The sequence below is a fragment of the Providencia sp. M-27 genome (genome assembly GCF_011077905.1).
Taxonomy (GTDB): Bacteria; Pseudomonadota; Gammaproteobacteria; order Enterobacterales; family Enterobacteriaceae; genus Providencia; species Providencia huaxiensis.
Map to the genome: position 1 here is coordinate 238309 of NZ_JAALBT010000001.1, position 19541 is coordinate 257849.

The 19541-nt window shown below is 40.3% G+C and carries 18 protein-coding genes; 16 read left to right on the forward strand and 2 right to left on the reverse strand.

Features of this window, described 5'->3' with window-relative positions; all coding sequences use genetic code 11:
• Positions 1–17 precede the first annotated feature (17 nt).
• The 16 genes from G6Q48_RS01105 (at position 18) to G6Q48_RS01180 (ending at position 16600) form a co-directional block, all read left to right on the forward strand.
• On the forward strand, positions 18–728 hold the full coding sequence (locus G6Q48_RS01105) for a fimbrial biogenesis chaperone (RefSeq protein ID WP_229597622.1): 711 nt from the start codon (positions 18–20) through the stop codon (positions 726–728).
• Positions 729–738: 10 nt separating this feature from the next.
• On the forward strand, positions 739–1353 hold the full coding sequence (locus G6Q48_RS01110; protein ID WP_102138140.1) for a fimbrial protein: 615 nt from the start codon (positions 739–741) through the stop codon (positions 1351–1353).
• A 2-nt stretch (positions 1354–1355) separates the two neighbouring features.
• The gene (locus G6Q48_RS01115) at positions 1356–2477 is read left to right on the forward strand and encodes a fimbrial protein (RefSeq protein WP_102138139.1); all 1122 of its coding nucleotides are present in this window, start codon (positions 1356–1358) and stop codon (positions 2475–2477) included.
• Between the two features lie 8 nt (positions 2478–2485).
• The gene (locus tag G6Q48_RS01120) at positions 2486–3049 is read left to right on the forward strand and encodes a fimbrial protein (protein WP_229597489.1); all 564 of its coding nucleotides are present in this window, start codon (positions 2486–2488) and stop codon (positions 3047–3049) included.
• Between the two features lie 11 nt (positions 3050–3060).
• Positions 3061–4731 (forward strand): PglL family O-oligosaccharyltransferase, encoded by a 1671-nt coding sequence (locus tag G6Q48_RS01125; RefSeq protein ID WP_166264112.1) that lies wholly within the window; start codon positions 3061–3063, stop codon positions 4729–4731.
• A gap of 110 nt (positions 4732–4841) precedes the next feature.
• Positions 4842–5039, forward strand: coding sequence for a DUF4762 family protein (locus G6Q48_RS01130; RefSeq protein ID WP_102138136.1), 198 nt, complete (start codon positions 4842–4844; stop codon positions 5037–5039).
• Positions 5040–5118: 79 nt separating this feature from the next.
• Complete coding sequence (locus tag G6Q48_RS01135; protein WP_229597488.1) at positions 5119–5805, forward strand: DsbA family protein; 687 nt, start codon at positions 5119–5121, stop codon at positions 5803–5805.
• A complete protein-coding gene (locus G6Q48_RS01140) occupies positions 5802–6758 on the forward strand; it encodes an ABC transporter (RefSeq protein ID WP_166264114.1) in 957 nt (318 codons plus the stop codon). Before G6Q48_RS01135 ends, G6Q48_RS01140 begins: the two co-directional genes overlap by 4 nt.
• A 6-nt stretch (positions 6759–6764) precedes the next feature.
• Complete coding sequence (locus tag G6Q48_RS01145; protein ID WP_166264116.1) at positions 6765–8966, forward strand: peptidase domain-containing ABC transporter; 2202 nt, start codon at positions 6765–6767, stop codon at positions 8964–8966.
• On the forward strand, positions 8963–10147 hold the full coding sequence (locus tag G6Q48_RS01150; RefSeq protein WP_166264118.1) for an efflux RND transporter periplasmic adaptor subunit: 1185 nt from the start codon (positions 8963–8965) through the stop codon (positions 10145–10147). Before G6Q48_RS01145 ends, G6Q48_RS01150 begins: the two co-directional genes overlap by 4 nt.
• Positions 10147–12117: an ABC transporter permease gene (locus tag G6Q48_RS01155; RefSeq protein WP_432652925.1), complete on the forward strand. Its 1971-nt coding sequence runs from the start codon at positions 10147–10149 to the stop codon at positions 12115–12117. Before G6Q48_RS01150 ends, G6Q48_RS01155 begins: the two co-directional genes overlap by 1 nt.
• Positions 12118–12119: 2 nt before the next feature.
• A complete protein-coding gene (locus G6Q48_RS01160; protein ID WP_102138258.1) occupies positions 12120–13532 on the forward strand; it encodes an efflux transporter outer membrane subunit in 1413 nt (470 codons plus the stop codon).
• A complete protein-coding gene (locus tag G6Q48_RS01165) occupies positions 13529–14782 on the forward strand; it encodes a beta-ketoacyl-[acyl-carrier-protein] synthase family protein (protein ID WP_102138131.1) in 1254 nt (417 codons plus the stop codon). Before G6Q48_RS01160 ends, G6Q48_RS01165 begins: the two co-directional genes overlap by 4 nt.
• Positions 14779–15588, forward strand: coding sequence for a MaoC family dehydratase (locus tag G6Q48_RS01170; RefSeq protein WP_166264120.1), 810 nt, complete (start codon positions 14779–14781; stop codon positions 15586–15588). Before G6Q48_RS01165 ends, G6Q48_RS01170 begins: the two co-directional genes overlap by 4 nt.
• Positions 15589–15606: 18 nt before the next feature.
• Positions 15607–15858, forward strand: coding sequence for an acyl carrier protein (locus G6Q48_RS01175; protein WP_102138129.1), 252 nt, complete (start codon positions 15607–15609; stop codon positions 15856–15858).
• A 1-nt stretch (position 15859) separates the two neighbouring features.
• Positions 15860–16600 (forward strand): SDR family NAD(P)-dependent oxidoreductase, encoded by a 741-nt coding sequence (locus G6Q48_RS01180; RefSeq protein WP_166264122.1) that lies wholly within the window; start codon positions 15860–15862, stop codon positions 16598–16600.
• A 135-nt stretch (positions 16601–16735) separates the two neighbouring features.
• Here G6Q48_RS01180 and G6Q48_RS01185 read toward each other — a convergent pair whose 3' ends face one another.
• Positions 16736–18076, reverse strand: coding sequence for an MFS transporter (locus tag G6Q48_RS01185; RefSeq protein ID WP_166264124.1), 1341 nt, complete (start codon positions 18074–18076; stop codon positions 16736–16738).
• Between the two features lie 68 nt (positions 18077–18144).
• The gene (locus G6Q48_RS01190; protein ID WP_166264126.1) at positions 18145–19023 is read right to left on the reverse strand and encodes an SMP-30/gluconolactonase/LRE family protein; all 879 of its coding nucleotides are present in this window, start codon (positions 19021–19023) and stop codon (positions 18145–18147) included.
• Positions 19024–19541 lie beyond the last annotated feature (518 nt).

The following is a 19541-nucleotide window of genomic DNA, read 5'->3' on the forward strand; positions in this document are numbered from 1 at the left end:
TAGGTGGTTTGCTAGTTATGATGGTTGGCGTAGGGCAATCATATGCAGGTATTTCACTAGATAGAACACGACTGATCATTAAAGGCGATGAAAATTCTGCGAGTGCTAATTTATCAAACACCAGCTCAAGTATTCCTTTTCTTGCTCAGTCATGGGTTGAAGATGCCAATGGGAAAAAAATCACATCGCCATTAGTTGTATTACCTCCATTACAACGCATTAATGGTGGGCAAAAAGGCGTTGCTCGTGTTTCAAAAACAGCCGAGATAGATAAGCTTCCCCAAGACCGAGAAAGTCTGTTTTATTTAAATGTGCGTGAAGTTCCACCGAAACCTGATAAACCAAATGTTTTACAGCTAGCGATGCAATCGCGCATTAAATTATTTTATCGGCCGACAGCTATTATTCCTGAATCTAAAAGTGCGGTTTGGCAAGACCAAGTGACATTTTATAAACAGGGGAATAATTGGCGTGCTGAAAACCCAACACCTTATTTTGTAACCATTATTAGCCTGAATAATAAACTTGTGGCAGACGGCGGAAAAAAACTGACTGATTTTCCTGGCGTAATGATCGCCCCTAAATCTAATCTCGATATTAAGGTCAATAGCTCAGCTGATAGTTTCACCATGATGTATGTGAATGATTATGGTGGTCATCCAGAACTGAAATACAGTTGTAGCGGAAATACGTGTAAAGCGTTACCACCAGAACAACAGATTCGCTAGGAGTATTCATATGAACATTAGGTGCTTAGGGATCGTATTGTTAGGGCTAGGAAGTTTCTCTGCGGTTGCAGATATTGCGGATGAAAAACTATCACGCCAAACGTTGCTAGACGTTCATAGTACTGTGCATTTTACAGGGAGTGTTTATGCGTCACCTTGTGTCCTCGAATTGGAGACTCAAGAGCAATATATTGATTTAGGTGAGATTAATGCTAGAGCGTTTCGTCGTATTGGCGATAGAAGCGCGCCTGTTGCATTTAATATTCGACTCAAAGATTGTCAGCGAGGAGCATCTAAGTCATTTGTGAATGCTGCTGGAGAGTCAACTCAAAATGCGCAGCGTTACTACCTAACAGGTGAAAGTGCTGTTTCATTGAGTATTGCAGGAGATTCGAATTTTTTTAACCCTGAGCTCGTGCGAGTTACAGGTGATATTCGAGGCGCAGGATTACGTATTTCCAGTAAGGAACATCAAAACCTAATGGTCAATCAGCCAACAAGCTCATGGGTGATCAAACCTGGTGATAACAACATTACACTTAATGCCTCATTAGAATCTACAGCACAGTCTGTTTCAGCGGGAACTTTTAGTGGGTTAATTAGGCTAAAACTGGAGTATTTATAACCATGTTTGTATCCAACAACAAAAAACTAAAAGATATGACTCTTGTGGCTGGTTTACTGACAATAGGGGCTTTCCCGTTATCTGCTTTGGGCTTTCCTCACGGCTCGGTTATACCTACTGGGGGGACTTATACATTCGAAGCAAGGATGAATAATCAGATACTTGTCAATGAGAAGGATGCCGAAACAGTATTCAATTTTGATGTAGGTAACTGGCCTTTTTTCGATATTTATTGCCAAAAAAAAATGAATACAGGAGGGTCTGGGAGTTCAGATCCTGATTCAGGAATGACATTTGATTTAATGTCAACCATTCCTACATCAATGCAAAACCCAGGGTATCTGAACCTTAATGAATATTTTGATGTAAAAGTTGAAATTCAAATTGGGGGAACGATTGGTCAGAAAGTTCCTGTTCCTGTTAAAGATATATGGAATGGGGGATCTGAGCCAATAGAGTGTATTCCACCGAGTGTCAATAGCCGTGATTATGGCGTCGAGTTACGGACGGGATCGAGCGGAACAATCACGTTTAGACTGAAAAAACCGATTATAAATGGTATTACCATCAACCAAGCTGAACTGGTACAGGTTTTTGCTAAAAAAGGCAGCCCAGCGAATGGCAGTACAGCTTATGCGTCAATCCCTTCAACTCGGGTTGTTTTAGGTGCAGGGATTATCACAGTTGCTGACGAGTGTACGATTAATCAAGGTAACCCAATTAATATTGATTTTCTTGATGTAGCAAATACGAGTGAACGGTTAAATGGAGTTAATTATGCTCAGCCCTTTAAGATCCCAGTCAAATGTAGCGGTGGGAGTTTTACGACAGGTGATTTAAATATCAAGCTGTCACTCTTACCAGGGGCGTCAGGTAGTGCGGATTTTAACCCTGCTTATTTCGGTACATTAAAAAATGGTGTGAAACGCACAAATCTTGGCATTGTGGTGACTGATAATGTGACGGGTACATTGGTAAAACCGAATCAAGCATACCAAGTGCCTAACTTTATTAATAACCAAGGTACTTGGAACTTAACGGCTGCGCCAATAGCAGCGCCTGGAAGTAGTGTGGAAGAAGGTGAGTTTACAAGTACCGGAACCATTCTTGCTGAATTCCAATGAGGCCGATCATGCGAAATAATAATCAGTTAAAACGTACAAAATATTTATTGTCGATTGGCTTATATTTATTAGTCTCGGGGGCGGTGAGTGCGAGTGTGATCCCGAGTAATATGGGTAGCTATTCATTCAAAGGCATGGTTGTTGCTACGCCATGTCAGATAGCGCCTGGAAGTGAGAAGGTCTCTGTTAGTTTTCAACAAATCTCGGTTAAAGAACTTTATAAAGAAGGCAAATCGAAACCTTTAAATTTCTCAATTCATTTAGCGAACTGTAATACGACTATATTTAAATCGGTGACAGTGACATTTAATGGAATTGAAAATGGGAATCTTCCTGACCATCTTGCGATTAGTGACCAAAGTGAAGCTAGCGGTATTGGTATTGGGTTATTAAATTTAAATGAAACACCCATAGAATTGAATACGCCATCACTAGCGCAAAACTTGGCAACAAATAATACGGAAATTCAATTTAAGGCTTATGTCGAGGCTGAGCCTGAAGCGAGAGTTAACCAAACTATTACTTATGGGAATTTTTATAGTACAGCATACTATACATTAAATTATCAATAACGAATAAAAATATGATTTTTGCAATAAAAATTAAAAATAATAAAAAAGAAAGTTATCCATGGGGGCTTTTAGGTTTTGTTATAATATTTTTTGGTATTATATTGCATATTTATTTGCCGAATATGGGCGGAACAGGTTTGTCATTACCATTTAATATAATTAGTAGTTTTTTTATTGCTTTTTTTATTATAGTGGTTAATATTACACAAATTAAAAATTCAAAATTATATTACTCTAAGTCGAGTAATTATATTACGCTTGGGTTGGTGTTATTATTAGGTTTATGTTTTTTTTCACCTGAAGATTACCAGCTTAATGCATACTTGACTGCATATTGGTTATTGGGTGCGTTATTTTTTTATCAAGTTTTATTGCAAATAAATATTTCAGAATCCGTATTGAAAATAATTGTTTGCAGTGTATTATTTGCTGCTATTATTGAGAGCTTATATTCAATAGCACAAGTTTTTAAATTTTTCCCAATATCAGGGGATAGGCCATATGGCGTATTCCAACAAGTTAATGTTCTTTCTAGTTTTATTTGTGTTGGCATTGCCAGTGCAATAGGTATGTTTATTTTAATAAGAACCATCACATGGTATGCGTCTACTATTATCATTGTGAGTCTCATTTTAATGAGCACCGTATTATCGTTGTCTCAATCATTAACTGGATATTTAAATTTATTATTAATTGTTGTTGTTTTTTATTTTTTTGCAAAGTATCATCGTAAATATATTTTTTATTCTGTAATAGCGATTGTTATCGGTCTTATTGTTGGTTATGGAATAAAAGTTGCTTTTAATATTTCTGACTTTTCTGAAAGTAAATTACAGACATCGCATATTAGATGGGTATTGTGGCAGCATAGTTTATATTTATTCAGTGAGAATGTTTTATTTGGTACGGGTGTTGGTAGTTTTGAATCTGTATTTTTAGAGCGCTTTGGTGGTGGGTTACTAGAAACCAAAGTAAGGGGCATGTCACATCCACATAATGAGATATTACGTTGGATGGTTGAAGGTGGGTTAGTTGGCATTGCTGCGATATTGTTAGTTATTATTGGTGGTGGGTATCTACTTTATTCTTCATTAAAAAGTAAAAATAATAATTATGTTTTTTTAGTTATTGCATTACCAATTGTTTTACACATGATGACAGAGTTTCCATTGTGGCTATCAATACCTCATGGGGTGGTACTGATACTGCTAATACGTTGTGCTGATATTCCAACTAAAAAATATCATTTGAATAAAGTTGTAGGGTATTGTTCTAAAATAGTTATTGCGTTAGGTGGTTTTTTATCAATGGGGTTGCTGTATTTTACTTTGCAAACGCAGCAATATTTAACCTATATAGAAAAAACAGGGCAACAGTTTCTTCTTTCGAGAAATGAGCCTGATTATAGCGAATGGAAATATTACTTAATCGATGATCGTTATAAATTAGATCTCAATATGGGATATTTATTACGCTATAATGAGACGCAAGACCCTTATTATTTGAATTTGTTTTCATCTTGGGCTGAAAGTTATTCACGTTCTTGGCTAGATGTTAATGTTTATTTTTCTTGGATCCTTGTTTTAAATGAATTAGGTGAGAGAGAGAAAGCGAAAAGTGTCAAAGAAAAAGCGATTTTTTTATTTGATAATAATGAGAAATTAGAAGAATTGAATTTTTAATTATTCATGTGGTACTTCATGTGTTAATTAAAAATCTAAAGAATTTATTGATGTCCATTATCAATAAATAGGGTGTTTTATTAATTTAAATCTATATAAAAGGAAATAACATGAAAAAGTTAAATGCTATCGAAGCTGCTGCTGTAATTGGTGGAACAGAACAAGTTTGTACTGATACTTATGAGAGCATCACTATTGGTGGAGTTAAATCTTGCCAATTAGTAACAACTTGTACTGATAAGCACGGTAACAAAACATACTCAGCGAAAGCTGTTGATGCACCAAACTGTGATGTAACAGCTCCATAATATTAAATTTAATTTTTATTAGTTGATACATGGGGAGCTATCCCCATGTATTTTTCGTACCTGAATGGAATTAACTGTTATGAATACTCGTTTTAAACCAATAACTATTACACTTTATACTCTATTTGTTATTATCGTTTCTTCACTCATGACGGTTTTGTCCTATCATATTTTTGTTTTTAATACTTTCTCAAATGATGATGCACAAGTTTCTTCTTTTATTGAATTTAATAGTGAACAAGCTCTGTTGAGTCCAATAAAAGAAAATAATAGCATCATAGAAGTTGTTTCTTATGGTTGCCATTATTGTGCAGTAAATCATGACAATGTCAGCCAATTCGAAAAAACACTCCCTGAGAATGTCAACTTTAAAGTCATTCATTTAGCCAAGGATAATAATCTAGGGCTGGCTGCCTATGCGCCTATTTTTGCGACATTGGAAGAGATGGGTGTGGAATCTCAATACCGTCAGGATCTTTATACTGCCGTTATCAGCGATAAGCTTGATTTAGCTAACAAAGATGTCTTAAACCAATGGTTAAAACAGCACAATATTGATTCTACTCAATACCTAAAAACCAGTGAAAGCCAAGCCGTTCAAGAACGTCTTAAATATATGCTTGAAATTAGCAAATTTTATCAAATCACTGGAACACCTGCCTTTATTATCAATAAACGCTATGTTGTTTATCAAGACCGCGATTTTGCAGACTTTACTACCTATATGCTTGAGTTATTAGACAAAAGTAATGAGGAGTTACGGTGATCCGGTTTTTCATTGTTTGGACGGTATTTACAGCGAAAAACTGTTTGATGCCGTTTAAAAAAGGATATCAAAAACTTAATCATAGTGGGCTTGCCTTTTTACGGTTGTTATTGCGTCGGGGCTATATCACATCGGTATTATTTGTTTCTAATTTATTATGTCGCGCTGGTTTATTAGGCCGTCAATATCGTAATCGTAATAAAGTCGCCACGGAAAACTTTCGTAGTTTAATGGAAACGAAAGGGCATATTGATATGAGCTGGATAGCTATTCGACGCTTCATTTTGGAAGAGGCAGCCACATGGGGACAAAACCAAGAAATCATGGCGCAAGTTCGAGTTTGTACCCTTGAACTTGATAGCGTTGTTGCGCCTTTGCACCAACAAAATAAACCCGTTGTACTTGCTCCGTTGCATATGGTTTCTGATGTTTTAGCCACAATGGTTGGGGCGGGGGTGACTCCTGGCAATGCGACGGTGGTGGTTTCGTCGAGCGCAGAGCAGCAAAAGTATAACGCTTCGGCACGTGAGCTAGGTCAGGTGAATTTATCTTATTGCTCTATTCATCAGGGAAATAAAGTATTAGCTAGCCAATTAATGACCGCGATGACAGAAACGGCGACAGGGCAAAAGAATATGATTGTTTTCCCTGATATTACCCCTGATTACACGGTTCAAACTGAGGAAGGGGCGTCGAGCAAATTATCGTGCCATTTATTTAACCGTGCAGCAAAGTTACACAATGGTGTCGTGCGTTTATCCAGTGCGATTTCGGCACAGGTAGTTTTTTATCATCTGTACTACCAAAACGGTTTACAAATCAAAGTTTATCCGCCTGTTGCAGCAAAAGATGTTGCAACTCAAATGCCAGCCATTATTGAAAATGCGGTTCGTCATTATCCCAATGATTGGCTTTTATGGCATAGCCATTCACTTTATTTTATTAGCCATTAAATAATAATGAAAAATATTATTCCAAATTTTGTTTCTCAAGAAGAAACCAATGAATGTGGCTTAGCATGTATTGCGATGTTAGCACAAACCCAAGGCCTCAACGTTTCTCTTGAAACGCTGCGAGAGATGTATCCGGCATCGGATCATGGAACTTCTTTGATTGATCTTTCGTCCATCTTAGCTAATTACGGTGTTGCGACGACACCGGTGCTATTTGAGCACCAAGAGCTCAATAGCTTACCGCTTCCCGCTATTTTACATTACGGAGCAAACCATTTTGTGCTGCTTGCTTATCGTAAGGGAAATAACGTGTGCGTGATGAACCCTGCAATTGGGCAGCAATGGTTACCTTTCTCTGCATTAAAAGCGGAAATCAGCGGCTATGCATTAATTTTAGAGCCGGATACCGCGCTGGAAAGAATTGAATCGCTAGCACCAGAAGACAAAAATGATGGGGATGGGAAAAAAGCTCCTCATGCAATGAGCCTGAAAGAAACCTCAGAGATTCGCGGTGTTTATTGGTTGATGATATTCGCTTTTTTGGTTTCTTTAACGCTATTTTTAATGCCAGCCATGGTGAGCAATGCGATTAACCAAGCCTTTTCCGACGCTAAAAATGCCATTTTCCCTTATGGCTGGTTTATTGTTGCCTTTGTGGTTGCAACACTATTAGCCCTTGGCGTGAGAATGCTCAGCGAGCGTTTCGTAAAACACTTTGTGTTGATTAAAAGCGGGGTTGGCTTTTCCCGTTTATTGAGTAATCCATTGCGCTTTTTTGAAAAACGCGCACCCGGGGATGTTTTTAGCCGTTTTGTTGCTTGGCAGAGGGCATTAACCGAAAAAATTGAGCTGGATAACGGGTTACGAACGGATTGGGTTATTTGTGCAATCGCATTAGGTACCATGTTTTGGATTGCCCCCGTGTTAGCCGCTATTTCGGCTGCGGGTGTTACCGTGATGGGCTTAATTAGTGTATGGGCGATTATTCGTGACCGGTGGTACACCCAGCAGTTACAGCTAAAATCAGCAGAATTAAATGACTTTTTTATGGAGACGCTGCAAGGCATTCTGACCATAAAAACAGCAGGGATAGAAAATCAGCGTAAGGCGCAATTTGCATGGTTAAACCGTGAATTGTTTACCTGTATGCAACGCAGAAATGTGTATCAACAAATTAAAGATGGCATCTATCAATTAATCGGTAGTTTGGAGATGGTCATTTTTATGTTGGTGGTTCTACCTATGGTGGCCAATGAGTTAATTTCGTTGGGGGATTTCTTTGCTTATAGTTTCTTACGTCAAATTTTCACCAATTATGTGACGCGTATTTTTTATGCGATTATACATAAGTCACAACTGCATATTATTGATACACGCGCCCATTCTTTATTCCCTAAGAAAAGCGAGCAGGACACCGAACCATTCCACGAGAAACAAGCCTCAGTGCAAGGAAATGCACCACACTTATCTTTCAAGGGGATTCATTTCTGTTATGACCCTGCAAAACCGATTTTAAATAATGTGTCATTAGACTTACCTTCAGGCTCACAGGTTGCCATTGTTGGGGAATCTGGGGTAGGAAAAAGCACGTTATTACGTACCATTGCGGGTTTATTCAGCCCACAGCAAGGAATATGCGAATCCAATGGGGAAGCCGTCAGTGTGCAGCAGCTTACGCAATTGGTTTGCTTGCAAAGCCAAGAAGATATTCTATTCAATGCGAGAGTCTTAGATAACATTACGCTATTTGACCCTAATTTCCGTGAAAAAGATAAAAAAAGAGTCGAAGTGCTGCTCGATAAATTGGCACTCGGTGCAGTGATTAATCAATTACCTGGTGGAGTGAATGCGTTAATAAGAGAAAGCCATGCGGCACTGTCACTTGGGCAACGCCAACGTTTGTTATTAGCTCGTTCGTTGTACAGTGCCCGTCCTATTTTATTATTGGATGAGCCCACTGCCAATTTGGATGAAGAAACAGCAAAAATAGTCATGGCGACTATTCAATCACATTGCCAGAAAACAGGTAAGACATTGATTGTCGTCACTCACAGTGAAGAGCTGGCGGCTAATTTTGATGCACTTTACCGAATCGTGGATGGGAAATTAAGTCTTGAGATAAGCACCAATAAAGACCCTTCTGTCACCGCAGGCACGCTTCAATCTGAACCTTCTTTATTAGCGGTAATGGAAGGTACTCCCTTATGACCTCTCGTCACGTAACACCAATATTGGGTTTAACGGCCCGACGATTACGCATTTTAGGTGGGCTGGTGGCACTGCTTGTGTTGATTGTGGTGATCGGCCGTTTTGTTTGGCAATCACCCGCCCCAGTATTGAATGAAAACGTAATTTTATCGGTGGAACGTGGCGATATAGAAAAAATCGTTATGGTAACGGGGAAATTAAAGCCCTCAATGCAAGTTAACGTAGGGGCTCAGGTTAACGGGCAAATCAGAAAATTGTATGTAAAACAAGGCGACAAAGTAGTTAAAGGGGAGTTATTAGCAGAAATCGACCCGACTATCCAACAGTCTGAGCTCAAAAATGCAACCGCCCGGTTATCCAGTGCTCAGGCGCAAAAACGGGCTGCAGAAGCAACTTTAATACAGTACATCAAAGCCTATCGGCGTCAAATAGTGATGCAGCGAGATGGTTCCGGTATTCGCAGTGAATATGAACAAGCGCAAGCACAATATGAGGCGCAATTACAGCAGGTTAATGTCAATGAGGCGTTAATCACGCAATCAGAAATGGACGTACAAACTGCACAAGCTAACCTCAATTTTACACGGATCGTCGCGCCGATCAGTGGTGAAGTGCTGGGTATTGTGGCGAACGAAGGGCAAACCATCGTTTCTTCACAGACAGCACCAACCATTTTAGTGTTGGCGAACCTGGATAAAATGCAGGTTCAGACACGAATTTCAGAAGCGGATATTCAAAAAATTAGCCCAGGCCAACCCCTCACGTTCTATGTGATTGCAGACCCAGAAACGCACTACGAAAGTACGATGGGGTATGTTCAACCCATTCCGCCCGAAGCGCTTGATGAAAATAACAATAATTCTGGAGGGCAACAGAACAGCGCAATTTACTACAACGGAACGTTCGAGGTTGATAACGCCGATCGTGCATTAAAGACATCAATGACTGCGCAAGTATTTATTCGTGTTGCACAAGTAAAAGATGCCATTCGACTCCCTACTAGTGCGCTGGGGCGTGCGATGGGTGCAAACCAATATGAAGTGAGCGTGATCAAAAATGAAAAACCGGAAACGCGCACCATCAAAGTGGGCATTAATGACCGCCATTTTGTCGAAGTTCTTGAGGGAATTAGTGAGGGTGAACAAGTTGTTATTCAATCAGATAATGTGGCGAGTGAATAATGGCGATGACACGAAATGTATCTTTAACTCGTCCTCTGATTGAACTTCATCATGTTTATCGTGAGTTTTCAGCTGGTACACAAACCATTCCTGTTTTGAATGATATTTCGCTATCAATTAATCAAGGAGAGATGGTCGCTATCATTGGCGCATCAGGTTCAGGTAAATCAACTCTGATGAACATCATTGGTTGTTTAGATAAGCCCTCTCAAGGGGAAGTATTTATCAATGGGATTGCGGTTCATGAGGTGAATAGCGACCAACTGGCGGAATTACGTAGCCAATATCTTGGGTTTATTTTTCAACGTTATCACCTAATGCCCTACCTGACTGCAGAGGAAAATATTGCGATCCCCGCTTTGTATACGGCAATGCCAGAAGATGAGCGGAGCGCTCGAGTTGCTTTATTAGCAGAAAAGTTAGGGTTACAAACGCGCTTGGATCACAAACCTTATCAATTATCTGGTGGGCAACAGCAGCGTGTCAGTGTCTGTCGCGCCTTGGTCAATGGTGCGCAAATCATTCTTGCGGATGAACCTACAGGGGCATTAGATAGCGCTAGTGGCCACGCATTGATGGATATTTTACATCAACTTCATCTCGATGGGCACACTGTTGTGATTGTGACCCACGATAAAAATATCGCTCAGCAAACTCAGCGAATTATTGAAATTAGTGATGGAAAAATTGTTTCTGATAAGCAGAACCAAGCGCAGACAGGCACAAAACAACGACACCAGCTTCCTACTGTTGAAGATAATGGCCGTGCATCGGTGTGGCGCAATATTATTGAGTCTATTCGTATGGCATGGCGGGCCTTACTCGGTCATCGCATGCGTGCATTTTTGTCGATGTTGGGAATTATCATCGGTATTTCTTCTGTGGTGTCATCAATGGCCGTGGGGGAAGGAGCAAGACGCTCCATCATGGATGAAATCGGGAAACTCGGCAGCACGACTCTGGAAATTCGCCCTGGCACTGGGTGGGGGGCTAAGCGGCCTGATATGGAGCGTGCGTTATCGTTAAATGATGTCAAAAGCCTAAAGCAGTTGCCATGGGTTGAGTCTATTTCCCCCGTCGCGAGTAGCATGACGATGGTCGTTAATAAAGGCTTGGATAACTCAATCATGCTTAATGGGGTTTCAGAAGAATATTTTGCGGCACAAGGGTTTCAGCTTTTATATGGTAGCTTATTCAGTACGCTCGATATGGCAGACAGTGAACCTGTTATCGTGTTGGATGAAGGAAGCCGAGAGGTACTTTTTCAACCAGAAGAAGAACCATTAGGGCAAATTGTGCAAATTGGCCATTCACCATGGCGAATTATTGGTATTGCCCGTAAACCGGGGCCCAAAATGTCGAGTGGCTTTGTTATGGGGTGGGTGCCTTACTCATCCTTACAGCAACGTGTGGTCGGGGACAAACCCATTGAATTTATTTCGTTGCGTTTCCCTGAAAGCTTAACTTCTCAACAAGCTAAATTACAGGTTGAGCGTTTGTTATTACGCGAACATGGTAAAAAGGACTTTTTTATTCAGTCGGATGACCAGCTCGCAAATGCATTACAGAAAACATCCGATTCTATGTCATTACTGATCACCTCGATTGCTGCTATTTCCTTATTGGTTGGCGGCGTTGGGGTGATGAATATCATGCTGGTTTCTGTGACGGAACGAACTCATGAAATCGGGATCCGCCTTTCGGTCGGAGCGCGTCCTAAAGATATTATGAACCAATTTCTGATAGAAGCCGTGATGATTTGTTCGCTTGGCGGGTTTATTGGTATTGTCGGTGCATGGTTAGCGGGGTGGGTTTTTTCTTATCTCACCACTGAATTTACGATGGTGTTTACTCTGTTCCCTATTTTATTAGCGTGCGGTTTTTCCGCTCTAATTGGTTTTGTTTTTGGCTATTTTCCTGCTCGTCGGGCTGCCAAACTCAACCCAACGGAGGCATTGGCACGCGAATGAATATCAAATCGCTTTATATCATTTCTGCTTTATTTTTGCTAAATGGCTGCGGCAGTTTTACGCGTACGGAATACCAACGTCCTGAGCTCACATTGCCACAGCAGTGGGATGATAAAATACACCAATCCGGTGCAAATGACGTAGTGACGTCAGTTCAGTCATTGAACCTAACTGAAAATTGGTGGGATAACTTTAAAGATCCTCAGCTATCTCAACTGATCAACCAGGTACTAGAGAATAATAATGATTTAGCCGCAGCGGCAATTAAGTTAAAGCTGGCGCGAAGTACGGCCGGGCTAGCAAACACTAATATAACCCCAAATGTCTCCCTTGGGGGCTCTGCAAGCAATACAAAATCTATTCGCAATGGAACCTCTCCTCAAGAGAGTTATAGCTCAAATCTAAACTTAAATTATGAAGTTGATTTATGGGGAAAGCTTGCACGTATTCGTGAAAAGAATGAGTGGGAAGCAATAGCAACCGAACAGGATTACCATGCAACAGCATTAGTGGTTATTAATACGACAGCACAATTATATTGGAATATTGCACTGTTAAATCAACAAATTGATAACCTGATAGCGAGCCAAAAGATTGCAGAAAAAAGTCAGCAGCAAATTAAGTCTTGGTATTTGGCAGGAAAAGTTAGCCAACTGGATTTTTTACAATCGCAGCAAACTGTGATTAGTCGAAAAAATGAATTGCGACGAATCATTAAAGAACGTGACAGTTCCCGTAATGCGCTAGCCCTATTGTTGAACCGCCCTGCAGAGCAGCATGCCAGTGAGCTCACCGCACTTAATCGAAATCAACGAATTGAAATTCTTAACGCGACACCGTTGTCCGTATTAGCACAGCGGCCAGATATTCAAGCTGCCGAGTCACGTCTTCGTTCCGCGCTTGCTGACTCTGACGCTGCTAAATTGAGTTTCTACCCGACACTGTCTTTGCAAGGTGCGCTTAATGCGGGTAGCCAATTGTTTTCTCAATGGTTTAGTGACCCGACACGAGTTGTTGGAGGTTCGATTTCTCTGCCTTTTATTCAGTGGAACACGGTGAAATTGACCATTGAACAATCCGACTTACAAGTGCAACAAGCTGCGGTGGCATTTCGTCGTGCGGCTTATACCGCATTATCAGAAGTCGATAACGCGATGGAAGCCCGTTTTGCCGCGGATGAAATTCGTCAGCAATTGCAACAGTCATTATCACTTAGCCAGCAGCGGTTAAAGCTCACTAGCAGCCGTTACCGAGCTGGTGCCGCGAATTATCAAACACTGCTTAATGCGCAAGATGACCTTTTAACTATTGAGAACACATTAGCTCAAAATCAATACGATTATCTTTATGCAACGCTGCAACTTTGGCTAGCACAAGGTGGCGGTAGCGCCCGACAAGAGGACAACCCATTATGAACCAAAAATCTCACTTTAAACGCGTTGTTGTCACAGGCTATGGGGCTGTCACTCCATTGGGGGATACGGCTTCAGCATGTTGGCAAGCGATTATGGATAAAAAGCTCGGTTATCGTTACGTTGATAAAACTGCGCAAAATATCCACAGTCATTTTTTAGGGCTTATTGATAATGAACCCAGCTTAAAAGGGGTTCCCGCGGCTATTCGTCGTCGTTTACCGCGCCATACGCGCTTAGCTTTGGGGGCCGCACGAGAGGCCATGAACATGGCCTTCGCAGACACGCCATTAACGGATTTATATGACCCTCTGATGTGTGGCGTCATTATGGGATCGGGGTGGGCAGGGCTTGATGAAAATTATATGTCGGTAAGTGAATTCGAAGCGACAGGGATGACCTCGCCTTTCAACTGTTTTTATGCAATGCCAAGTGTGACAACAGCGGCTTGCAGCCAGTTTTGGAACCTGCGTGGATATCAAAATACGACCATCGCGGCTTGTGCGACAGGCACTATTGCGATTGGTGATGCTTTTGACGCGATCCGTCATGGACGAGCCGATATGATGCTCGCTGGTGCAGGAGAGTCCTTGCGGACCGATTGTGCTGTATGGAATATCGATGTTCTTGGTGCTTTAACTCGTGAAGCGGAAGACCCGACTCGTGCATGTTGCCCATTCAGTGCGGACCGTAGTGGATTCGTGCTTTCTGAAGGTGCAGCCGTGTTGTGTTTAGAAGAGCGTGAGAGCGCTATTTCACGTGGCGCCACTATTTTGGGTGAAATTACAGGGTATGCGAATTTTTCTGATGCATTTGATTTTACATCACCAGCAGAAGATTGTGTCGCCCGAGTGAAAACCATTGAAATGGCTTTACAACAAGCGGGAGCCGCTCCTGAATCTATCGATTATATCAATGCCCATGGGACCTCAACGGCTCTTAATGACTTAAACGAAACAGAATCACTGAAAAAGGCATTAGGTGCGGCAGCTTATCAAATCCCAATGTCTAGTACTAAATCCTATACCGGACACTTAATTGCCGCTGCTGGTAGCTTTGAAACCATTATTTGCTTGCAAGCTATGGCACATGGCGTGATGCCTGCAACCGCTAACTTACATCACTCGGACCCGCAATGTGACCTCGATTATATCCCTAACGAACACCGTATTGGTGAAGTTAAGCGTGCACTAAACCTGAGTTTTGGCTTCGGTGGGGCTAATGCGGCGCTGATTTTAGAGAAAGCGTCATGAGGACATTACGTTATACCCTTGAGGATGCAAAACAGTGGGCATCATTTTCTGGTGATGATAACCCGATTCATTTTGACCTTGAATGGGTCAAAGCGAAGGGCGGAGAACAACTGAGTGTGCATGGCATGCGTGCACTACTCGATGTGAAACAATTTGCGAGTGAATCATTAAATCACGAACTATTGGCTTCACAAGAGGTGATCGACTCTGAGTTTATCAAATGTGTCGTGCGGTTACGCAATCCGTTATGGAACGATAAAGATTATCAATTAGTTGCACGAAATAAAGCGGGATCTGTGGCTTTACTCTCTTCTGATGAGCAACAAAATTGTTTAACTTGCCAATTGTCGGTCACCTCCCCACCGCGATTACATGAAATCGCAAATGAGATAACGATTTCGACCGCCGAACTTGTGAAATTGCAGTCAATATTCTCTCAGTTTCCCAACGAAATGTATGAATGGCAATTTATTGATGCAGTTTTGTTTTGGTACTTAATTCATGATAGCTCTTTATTTCAACAACAAGAGATCGCGCAATGGCTGCCAGTCGGCTCTACATTGAAAGATATTTTTTGCCGTTATCCTATCGTACAAACCCACCAAGAAGTGGTTTTTGACCGTGCACTTTTGACTAAATGGGTTCCTATCACCTCTCCTGAACCTATTTACCTACGTATTTTACCCGCCTTAGTCATTGCGGATAGTGAGAGTGGTCGATTAGTAAGTATCAGTATCACTGCCCATTACGGGGAAAAAATAATAAACAATTCAATAACATTGAAAGTTAATTCAATAACTCAATAAGAATGCAAGGATAAAAAAATGAGCCAATATCAAGAAATTTATATCAAAATTAGTGACATGATCTGTGACGCAAAAGATATAGAAGCAGAAGAGTTGAATGCGGATATGACTTTAGTCCAGTTAGAGTTTGATAGCTTAGATTATGTTGAACTTATGGTGCTTGTTAAACGTGACTTTAATGTTGTTTTAGATGCGGAATTTTTCCTAGAACATCCAGAAATTTCGGTAAAAGCACTGTGTGAACATATTGATAAGGAACCGAAATCTTAAAATGGCAAATAATCAATGGATACTCGTGACGGGAGGAAGCCGAGGAATTGGACTCGCACTGGTTAGTGAATTGCGACGCCACTGGAATGTGGTTTTTACTGGGCGTAACGTTGATGGTGTTAATGAAGCACAAGCGAGTCTTGAAAACCCCGATTTAGATACATGGGTGAAAGGATCCCCGTGTGATGGTAAGAATGAAGCACAAGTTGACGCGCTTTCTAGCTCGTTATTGGAACAGTTTGGGGCTCCTACGGCTATTATTCATAATGCAGGTATCACTAGGGATGCCTTACATATTCATCAAGATGCTGAAATCTGGCGAGACGTGCTAGAGAACAACGTCATTTCCGTGATGAATTGGCACCGTAAATTATTACCTGCAATGTTGATGACGGGGAATGGCTCGATCGTATTGATGTCATCAATTACTGGGCTAAAAGGCAATATTGGCCAGACAGCTTATGCGGCGAGTAAGTCCGCGATGATGGGGTTGACGCGCTCATTGGCTCATGAAGTTGGGCGTTTTGGGTTACGTGTGAATTGTATTGCTCCGGGGCTTATTGATAGTGATATGACCCGTGCAATGCCTGAAGCTAAATTAAAAGCTATGTGCCAAAACATCCCGTTACGCCGCTTAGGGCAACCCCAAGAAGTGGCAGAGCTAGTTGAATTTTTGATTGGCGATAATAGCCAGTACTTAACAGGGCAAACATTGGTCTTAGATGGTGGCCTAACTGCGTAATGGATTGTTTTAATTACGGTTAGCAGAACAAATATTCACTCGATAATTTATATTTTATATTTCCCCTTAAACGTTTTAGTAAATTTCCGTTTAAGGGGTTTTTTTATGGGTTTAAACAACCTTATTTAAAGTGATTTATTCAGCTGTAGTATGGCTTTCATGCAGTGATGTGTGGGTAGTAAAGAGCTGTAATATGACACCAAGTAGTGCGCAGGCAGCCATTGCAAAGAAGGTATAAATATAGCCTAAAGAGCTATTCCAGCCTCCACCAAGATTAATTAACCAGCCCATTAATAGCGGGGATAATGCACCACCAATGAACATGGATGTGGTGATAATACCATTTGCAGTAGAAATGGATTGGTCATTGGCATTATCAGATGCCATAGCGTAGTAAATTGGCCAAACGGCATTAGCCACCAAGCCGAAGAACAGCTGTATAGCGATAATTTTTGGCATTGACGTTGCGAAGTAAAATAAAGCGATACCAATGCTCATCCATAAACCGCAAATGATTAAGGTTCTTTTTCGACCTAATATGTCTGATAGCCAAGGCCAAACAATTTGCCCGAGTACACCCGTTAATGTGAAGATGATACTCAGCCCCGCTGAAGCGGCTAAAGATAACCCAGAGACATGATATAAATAGGAGGGCAATACCATGCTGATCCCCATATAAACAATCTGAGTTAATAATGTATTCCCAGCTGTTAGTGCAATATTTCTATTTTTTAGTGTCTTAATAAAAATTTTAAATCCTTGGCCTTTTTGTACTTGAGTACTACTACTTTCTGCTGGTTTGGTCATGCCTGATTTTTCAATATGCTCATATAATATTGAGATCCGTGCTGCGGTTGAATATTTAGCCCAAAAAATCATAATAGGCAGTGCGACCACGAGTGGTATAAAGAAGCTATATCGCCAGTTCGCTTCGCCAAATTCAGAGATAATAAAACTTGCAACAACACCGCTTAATAAAGCTCCGATGGGATATCCAGTATGGTGTACACCAAGTGCAAAACCTCTTTTTTCTTTTGGCCACCATTCTGCCGTATTACTTACTCCAACAGGTTCACCCCAACCGGCACCGAGATTCACTCCAAATCTTAATAGGATAAAATAGGTTAAATTATGGCTAATAGCTTTAAAACCAGAAACAAATGAAATAGCGGTATAACCTAATACTAAAGGAACTTGAAAACGAGCACGTTTCCAACCTGAACCATATCGATCACTTAGAACTGAACCGGGTATATCTAAAATAGCGAGGGCTATCATAATAATAGCAACGATATTCCCCCATTCTTCAGGGCTTAAATTAAATTCCTGAGAAATAACAGGGCCTAGTCTTAATATCATTTCTCTATCATAAGCATTTAATAACCAAATAAGCCAGCAAACAAATAATGAGACCCACGAGAAACGATGTATTTTCTTAAATGATATTTTATTATTTGAAACATTATTTTTAATCATAATTGTAGCTCTTTTATAAGTATAATAATTTGTGAACCGTTGATATTCATTTTTGATTTAAACGTTATTTAACCCCCAAACCGTTTTTCAGGAATACCGGTCACACCAAGATTATGTATGGAGAAGACACTACCGCGTAATTGGCCATCTTCAGGAAAGCGAGGTAAAGGCGGCCTTGCCATCGATGTGACATATAAAATATCTAAGTTTTCACCTCCAAAAGCGACGCTGGTGACTTTCTTAACAGGCATTTCGATAATTCTGTCAATTTCGCCAGTAGGGCTATATCGAACGATTTTTCCTGCATATACAAGGGCATTCCAAAGATAGCCTTCACTGTCAACGGTCGCACCATCAGCAGCTCCACCCGATGAGGTGTTAACGGTACAGAATGTTTGGCGATTACTGATATTGCCTGTTAAGCCGTCATAATCATATTTCCATATTTCACCTGTCCATGTATCAGCAAAATAGAAAGTATCGCCTTTAGGCGACCAGCAAGGCGCATTTGAAACAATAATACTTTGTTCAATTTTATGAAGGGAATAGTCCGTATCTAGTCGATATAACGCACCTGACGGAGTCTCTTCTTGCATATCCATCGAACCGACAACAAAGCGTCCTTGCCTATCAACTTTCCCATCATTGAATCGATTATGAGGTTTACCACTTTCAGGTGAGTGCAGAAGATTTGTTTCTCCCGTAGCAAAATCAAGAAGATAAATTCCTTTCTCGAGTGCAACAATTGCGGAGTTTCCATCTTTACATAAAGCCATTGAACCAATTTTCTGCCTAACATCCCAGCTTTTAATTTCAGTTCCACGTTCCGTACAGGAAAATACACGGCCATCTAAACTGTCAATCCAATATAAGCGTTGCTGTTGAATATCCCAAACAGGGCCTTCCCCTAAATTATTCTTCAAATCTAATAATACATTTATTTTCATTTTTACAGCCTTATTAATAATATCGATTGATTAAAAGGAATGTATCTAATTAATTTAGATATGATGTGATATATATGATTGGCTATTGGTTAGAGGTAATCTTAATAGTAGGGAAGTACTATTAAAATAATGTGAAGATAGCTGTATTTATTGTACGGCCAATTGTTAATTTGTTTGTTCATTTGCACAATAGAAATGAATGGCGCAATTTATTAAGTAAAAAATTTTTATTAAATAAAAAGGCTTTAAAATAGTTAAATCAACTCAATTTAAGAAATAATCTCACTATATTTATTTTAATTAAATTAATTTTTAAAGATAAAAACTGGGATGGTTTTATTTTCAATATTATTTAATGATTGCTAATGGATAAAAACCATACTTTTTGTGCTGGATTGTTGATCGTGCACAATACCCCGCGGTGCCTCGGTTATAGAATGGTAATTGGAAGTCGATAAATAAATTAAAGATAAAAATAAATTTCAAAAAAGCCATTTTAAAACGCTGAAGCAATGTTA

Coding starts and splice junctions, on each gene's coding strand:
- G6Q48_RS01105 (WP_229597622.1), top strand. CDS start 18: ATGATGGTTGGCGTAGGGCAATCATATGCAGGTATTTCACTAGATAGA.
- G6Q48_RS01110 (WP_102138140.1), top strand. CDS start 739: ATGAACATTAGGTGCTTAGGGATCGTATTGTTAGGGCTAGGAAGTTTC.
- G6Q48_RS01115 (WP_102138139.1), top strand. CDS start 1,356: ATGTTTGTATCCAACAACAAAAAACTAAAAGATATGACTCTTGTGGCT.
- G6Q48_RS01120 (WP_229597489.1), top strand. CDS start 2,486: ATGCGAAATAATAATCAGTTAAAACGTACAAAATATTTATTGTCGATT.
- G6Q48_RS01125 (WP_166264112.1), top strand. CDS start 3,061: ATGATTTTTGCAATAAAAATTAAAAATAATAAAAAAGAAAGTTATCCA.
- G6Q48_RS01130 (WP_102138136.1), top strand. CDS start 4,842: ATGAAAAAGTTAAATGCTATCGAAGCTGCTGCTGTAATTGGTGGAACA.
- G6Q48_RS01135 (WP_229597488.1), top strand. CDS start 5,119: ATGAATACTCGTTTTAAACCAATAACTATTACACTTTATACTCTATTT.
- G6Q48_RS01145 (WP_166264116.1), top strand. CDS start 6,765: ATGAAAAATATTATTCCAAATTTTGTTTCTCAAGAAGAAACCAATGAA.
- G6Q48_RS01150 (WP_166264118.1), top strand. CDS start 8,963: ATGACCTCTCGTCACGTAACACCAATATTGGGTTTAACGGCCCGACGA.
- G6Q48_RS01155 (WP_432652925.1), top strand. CDS start 10,147: ATGGCGATGACACGAAATGTATCTTTAACTCGTCCTCTGATTGAACTT.
- G6Q48_RS01165 (WP_102138131.1), top strand. CDS start 13,529: ATGAACCAAAAATCTCACTTTAAACGCGTTGTTGTCACAGGCTATGGG.
- G6Q48_RS01170 (WP_166264120.1), top strand. CDS start 14,779: ATGAGGACATTACGTTATACCCTTGAGGATGCAAAACAGTGGGCATCA.
- G6Q48_RS01175 (WP_102138129.1), top strand. CDS start 15,607: ATGAGCCAATATCAAGAAATTTATATCAAAATTAGTGACATGATCTGT.
- G6Q48_RS01180 (WP_166264122.1), top strand. CDS start 15,860: ATGGCAAATAATCAATGGATACTCGTGACGGGAGGAAGCCGAGGAATT.
- G6Q48_RS01185 (WP_166264124.1), bottom strand. CDS start 18,076: ATGATTAAAAATAATGTTTCAAATAATAAAATATCATTTAAGAAAATA.
- G6Q48_RS01190 (WP_166264126.1), bottom strand. CDS start 19,023: ATGAAAATAAATGTATTATTAGATTTGAAGAATAATTTAGGGGAAGGC.